At 46.7% G+C, this 6260-nt stretch carries 2 protein-coding genes; both read right to left on the reverse strand.

Annotated elements, in window-relative coordinates; translation table 11 throughout:
* Window positions 1-663: 663 nt before the first annotated feature.
* Entirely contained in the window at window positions 664-2109 is a 1446-nt protein-coding gene (locus VB741_RS25700; RefSeq protein WP_323368079.1) for a sensor histidine kinase, read from the reverse strand.
* 90 nt (window positions 2110-2199) lie between these two features.
* Window positions 2200-6126, reverse strand: coding sequence for an ATP-binding protein (locus tag VB741_RS25705; RefSeq protein ID WP_323368080.1), 3927 nt, complete (start codon window positions 6124-6126; stop codon window positions 2200-2202).
* Window positions 6127-6260 lie beyond the last annotated feature (134 nt).

Genomic DNA, 6260 nt, shown 5'->3' on the forward strand with positions numbered 1-6260 from the left:
CGGATGGTCTCGTTTGCGCCGGACACGATCAAGTAAGGCGAAACGCTGGGGTAGCCATCAGGTTTGTAGTTCATGTTGGTAGCGGATGTCCGTTTGCGAGAGGTCAGGATTAGTGGCATAACGGCGAAGTTGAGCGGCTTTGCCGACTCCTTTTGATTTTAGTCAATACTTTGAACCTGCTCCAACGCAGGGGTCGGGGGGCCCTTTGGAGCGGGGTTGCCGCGATCTCAAAGCGCTGACTGGTCAGTTCGCAACCCCAGCAATACACGCTCCCCCTGCGCCACTTACCTCGGGCAATCTGTCGATTTCTATGGGCACTGTGGCAACCGGCTAACCCATTACAAAACTTAACCTTCGCGAGTTGGCAGACCCCGCTAACCCACCGAGCACTCTCGGGTCTTGGGTGATTTGCGGTAAGCGAAGCTATGCCATCTGCGATCGCAACTCATGAGCCATTGCCCTAACGCTGATGGGCTTGAGCCATTGGTCTGGGATTTTCAGGCCTCAACTTATGCGGTTGACAACTACTTTTGGGCAGTGGCAGTTGGGAATCAAAGTGGGACAATTTGGCAAAGGTGGGAGTCAGGAGTCAGAATTCATCCCCCACTTAACTCCTGACCTCTGACTCCTGAATTCCCTGTCAGGATTGTTGTCCCGGCTTAATTAGTAACCTTGTCCTATCGGTAGTCGGATTTTAAACGTTGTCCCTTGCCCTACGTGTGAATCTACTATGATCGTCCCTTCATGTAGGTCAGTAATAATGTAGTAGCTGACAGACAACCCCAATCCTGTCCCTTTACCCACAGATTTAGTTGTAAAAAAAGGATCGAATACCTTAGCTTGAATCTCGTCTGGAATTCCTAAACCATTATCTGAGATTGAGATTTCAATTTGCTTCCCTGCGATCTCAACAGTCCGAATCCAAATTGTATTGACATTTAGAAAACGCTCATCAAATGCGCGTTTTCGATCCGCCTCTTCTAAGGCGTCAACTGCATTATTCAGAAGATTCAGAAAAACTTGGTTTAGTTGTGCTGGAAAACAATGAATTTTAGGTAGATCTTTGTATTCTTTAACGACTTCAATTCTCGAAGATAGATCGCTAGATTGGAGACGACTTTCCACAATAATTAATGTGGCTTCTATCCCTTCATGAATATCCACAATCTTGGAGTTGGATTCATCTAACCGCGAGAAATTTCGACAGGATTTAACAATCCCTTCAATACGCTGAGAGCCGAACTTCATTGACTGGAATAATTGCTTTAGATCGGTTTGAATAAAGTTGAGATCTAGCGTTTCTAGTTCTTCTTGAATAACTTGACGGGGCTGAGGATATTCTTGTTGATAAAGTTGAATGAGACCGAGTAGATCGTCAAAGTATTGATGAGCATGATCTAAATTCCCATGAATAAAGCTAATCGGATTATTGATTTCATGGGCAATGCCAGCAACCATATTCCCTAAGCCTGACATTTTTTCAGCATGAATGAGTTGCACCTGAGTCTGCTTGAGCTGCATCAGCGTTTCCTCCAAGCGTTGATTCTGCTGTTTCAGCGCTTTTTCGATAAGCTGTCGCTCAATTTCCGCAGCAGAACGAGCCGCAAAAATCTTGAGAATGGCTGCCTGCTCCTCATAGCTACGAGTCAGGGGTTGAACATGTAAGCCCGCAATGTGACCGATCGGCTTCCCTTGACTGTTGCAAATTGGAACTCCCAAGTAACTCTCTGCGCCCATTGTGACGAGGTCTATGTCTTCGGGAAATTTTTGCTGAACCCCATACTCATAAATTTGTAATCCTTGATCTAAGACAATCCCACAGGGAGTCCCTGTCAGAACATACTCAAATTCGGGGCCAAAATCATCTCCTGCCCAAAAAGCTAAAACTTTGGCCTTTGGCTCGTCACCGTCAATAAATTCTGCAATGAACGCATAGCGAATTTGCAGCAATTCTGCTAAATACCGAACGCAAACTCGGAAAAATTCTGTTCCGATCTGAGAGGCAATGCCTTCAACAATCAGCTTTAAATCAGCTTCCCAATGCCGGTGATCAGAGGGTGATGATTGAGAATCCAATGCTAAGTTAGATGGATGAGGTTGAGTATTCATAGTGTCATATTAAAAAACAGGATGATAGATGCTCGATTATGCTGACTTAACCAATGCATAGACTAAGCGCTTGAAGCAGAGATATCCGTTCTACCGGATGGATTCTGAGTCATGATAGAGAGGAATCGTAATTGCAAATTCAGTTCCTATTCCAGGGGTAGAATGACAGGATATTTTTCCTCCATGCTTTTCTTCAATAATTTGACGGGCGATCGCCAATCCCAATCCTGTCCCCTTGCCCACGGCTTTTGTGGTAAACAAATGGTCAAAAATTCGCGCCCTCACGTCTTCCGTCATGCCTTTACCATTATCAGCAATCTGGATCTGCACCTGGTTTGCATCGGCGGTGGTGCGAATCGTAATCTGTTGAGGGTGGGCTTCTAGTTGCTCGAAAGACTGACCTTGAGCCTTTTCATCAAACATGTCGATCGCATTCGCCAAAATGTTCATAAACACTTGGTTGAGTTGACCGGGGAAACAGTCGATCGCCGGAATATCTCCGTAGTCTTGGATTACGTTAATTGCGGGACGATGTTCGTTGGCTTTCAGGCGATATTTCAAAATGAGGATAGTGCTGTCGATGCCGTCATGGATGTTGGCGCTGACTTTGTATTCGGCATCGGCGCGGGAGAAAGTGCGCAGGCTGGTGCTGATGCCTGTGATGCGATTGGTGGCTCCTTTCATTGAGTTGAGTAACTTGGGTAGGTCTGCGCTGAGGAATTCTAGGTCAATCTCTTCGGCATGGTCCTGAATCAATGCAACTGGATTGGGATAGTGCTGTTGATAAAGTGCCAAATGCCCCAATAGATCTTGAACATAATCCTTTCCATTGTTGATGCTGCCGTTGAGGAAGCCGATCGGGTTGTTGATTTCATGGGCAACACCGGCGACGAGATTGCCGAGAGATGCCATTTTTTCGCTTTGCACCATTTGCAGTTGGGTATTTTGCAACTCTGACAGGGCTAGCTCTAGATCCTGAGACTTTTGCAGAATTGTTTCTTCAGCCTGTTTACGATTGGTGATGTCCCGAAAATACCAAATTCGTCCCCAGTTTTCACCATTGGTGGAGTTTACAGGAACTGAGGTGCGCTCAATAGTCCGTCCATCCTTTAGAAGCAGCTCGCAGTGGCTTGACTCATCAATATGGTCATACAGATAAAGAATTTTCTCAAGAAATGCCTGAGGATTAGCCATTTTATCTACAACATGAGCCAACATTTTTTGATCATCTCGGCTTGTTCTTAGTTCTGGTGAAATCTTCCAAACATCCAGAAATCGCTGATTGTAACTGTGAATTTCACGATTGCGATAGACGACTAAGATACCGTCTAAAGACGACTCACTCTGGGCGTTCAAAAATGCGTGACTTTTCTGCAACTGGATCTCGGTCTGTTGCATCTCATAAAAAGTACGGGCATTTTCTAGGGAAATAGCGGCTTGAACACAAAGGAGGTTTAATAATTCGACGCGATCGCGCGTAAATGCACCAACAGTGACATGATTCTCTAAATACAAAATGGCAACCAGTTTACCCTGATTCAGAATCGCGGTACAGAGCAGGCTCTTGGGTTGGTGGGCCATGACGTAAGCATCCATCGCTAGGGTGGGATGGGCAGAGGCATCCACAATCACCACAGCTTCCCGACTGTGTTTGACGGTATTAATCAAAGATTGAGGCACTTCTGAGCTACTTGACAGCGCGATCGACTGGATCTGCGCCGGTTGATCGACCGTGGCAACCGCTTCCACAAACCACTGATTTTCACGGGGCATCAGCAAGACACCTTTATCGGCTCCGGCATTTTCTAGCACCGTATGCAGCAGGGTCGCCAAGAGTTTGTCGAGTTGAATTTCGCTGGATAGGGTTTGGGACGTTTTGAGAATGGTTGCCAGGTCGAGAGTATCCGAAATGCTGGTATTACCTGAGTTAGAAGACTGCGTACTGGGATACTGAGATGTTATTGTAAAGGCTGTTTCAATTGCCGACAAAGACATGCGCTGCTGTTGCAAAATCGGCGCGAGCAGTTGGGGGTAGCGCTGCTCTAAGTCTTGGACTTTGGCTTTCGCACCCCAGCGGGCGTAGCCGTAGTAGGCATTGGTGAGATATTCTTGGGCGATTTTTTCCTTGCCCCAACTGAGGTAGAACTTAGCAGCGAGTTCGTTGGCGAGGGCTGCTTCGTAGCCATAACCTTGATCTTGGGCTTGAGTGATGGCTTGCTCATAACACTCGATCGCCTCTGACTTTTGTCCATGCAACCGGGCTTTTTCTGCCCGGAGCAGAAGGCTCTTGTGACGAATATTTTCTGGGCAATCTTGCTCCCACCGAGTTAATTGCTCCTCTAGGGGCAGGATTGCTTGCCAATGGGATTGCCGCTCCGCTTGATCCTGGGTGCTTTCGATCAGTGCCAGGTGCATTAATGCCACGTAAAAGACACTGGAAGGGACTTTGGCATGGCTGGAAATGGTGGTTTCAATCAGGTTCAGTTGGGGAATTAGCGCTGAGTACGTAGCTTGCTGCCCAAATAAGTAAGCATGGCGGATTTTGACCGAATAAAACCAAGCGAGATGATAGGGGGCACTGTGATATTTCTGCAAATACGCTGTTTCACTAAAATCTTCGTCATCAAAACTCAAATGATTGGTCGTTAAATTGAGTAGATGACGAATCGGTTGTAGCACTCCAACCACTAAAGCATCCAGATTCTCTAAACTTTTGATCTGACGCAGAAACTCGGCATGGGTTTGGGCGATCGCATACAAGTCATCCAGATTTTTGCCATAGGTGAGGCGATCGGAACCACTGAGCATCATCGTAAAGCCAACGGTCAACCAGTTTCCGGCATCCATGCCATACTTAAGCGCATTTTCGTAGTAAGGATCGGCGGCTCGCAAAGGACGGCTCCAACTATGGACATCGGCAGCGAAGAGAAAATTGGTCATCCCCCGCACATCCGCATTGTCAAATTGTTCACAAAGCTGAACGGCCATATCACCAAACTGATGGGCTTGGGGCGCATTTTTGAGTACAGCATTGGCGATTAAGCCATAGCCCACATAGCCAAAGGGAGACATCTCGCTGTTGCCATGCTGCAATGACAACGTGGTCATTGCAGCGAGGGCCAGTAATGCCAGCGTCGGTTGACCATCTAGCCATGCCGCATAGAAAAGAATTTGCAAGATCCGCAATATTTCTGCAATATTGTGATCTTCCATCTGGGGGAATTCTAGAATTGATGCAATCGTTTGGGTTTCGAGGAATCGATTGACCGCAGCAATTTGTTCATCGAGGCTGGCTTGGATGTCTTCTGGTTCAATGGGCATTGTCCAGCCCAACAGGTGCAGGCTTTGGCGTTGAATGGCGATCGCTTCTGTATTGCGACCCTGGAGCTGATATTGGGTCATCTGTACTCGATAAACTGCGGCTTTATCGAGGGAGGTGTCAGCCTGAGCCAGGGTTACTTCATACAGAACTTCCGCTTGCTCAAAATTGCCACAAAGATAAGCCGCTTCCGAGGCGTCTCGATGTAGGGCGTAGGCTAAAGGATAGTCAGTTTGCCAAGCGTCTGTGGTTAATAGGCTAATCCCAATCTCATAATAGTTTTGAGCTGCTTGATAGGCAGATGAAAGTTTTGCTTTTTGACCTGCTTGCAAATTCATCTGAGCCAGTTGTTGCTTCTGGACTGGGTTGCTAATGGTCGCTCTGCCCAAATTTAGTTGGTTAACGATGTCAAAAATCTGTTCAACTTGTTCTTGTTCAGACAAACCCTGTTGTAATAATTGACCAATTTGCCAGTGGGCTAATTGTTTTTGAGCTTCAGGAATGAGTGAATAAGCGGCTTGCTGAACCCGATCGTGTAAAAAGCGATAGGTCAGATTTACAGGACTCTGTGTCTCTGACTGTTCTATACCCTGGAAGAATTTATAGACTTGGCTCGTCGGTAAAATCAATCCTTCCTGCAATGCTTTCCATAATACTGTTGCCGCATCGGTAGGCGATTGTTCTGAAACGATCGCCAAAGTCGCCAACTGGACAGTGCGAAGTTTTTCTTTAAGTTGACAGGTGCAGCCCTTGGGAAAAGAGATTGCCTACGGGGTGCGTTGCCATCGCTCAAAGCAACGAACATTCCAATACCCAAAGAGCAAGGAATGTT

It is taken from the genome of Leptothoe sp. PORK10 BA2, assembly GCF_034932105.1.
Lineage (GTDB): Bacteria > Cyanobacteriota > Cyanobacteriia > Phormidesmidales > Phormidesmidaceae > Leptothoe.

Coding starts and splice junctions, on each gene's coding strand:
- VB741_RS25700 (WP_323368079.1), bottom strand. CDS start 2,109: ATGAATACTCAACCTCATCCATCTAACTTAGCATTGGATTCTCAATCA.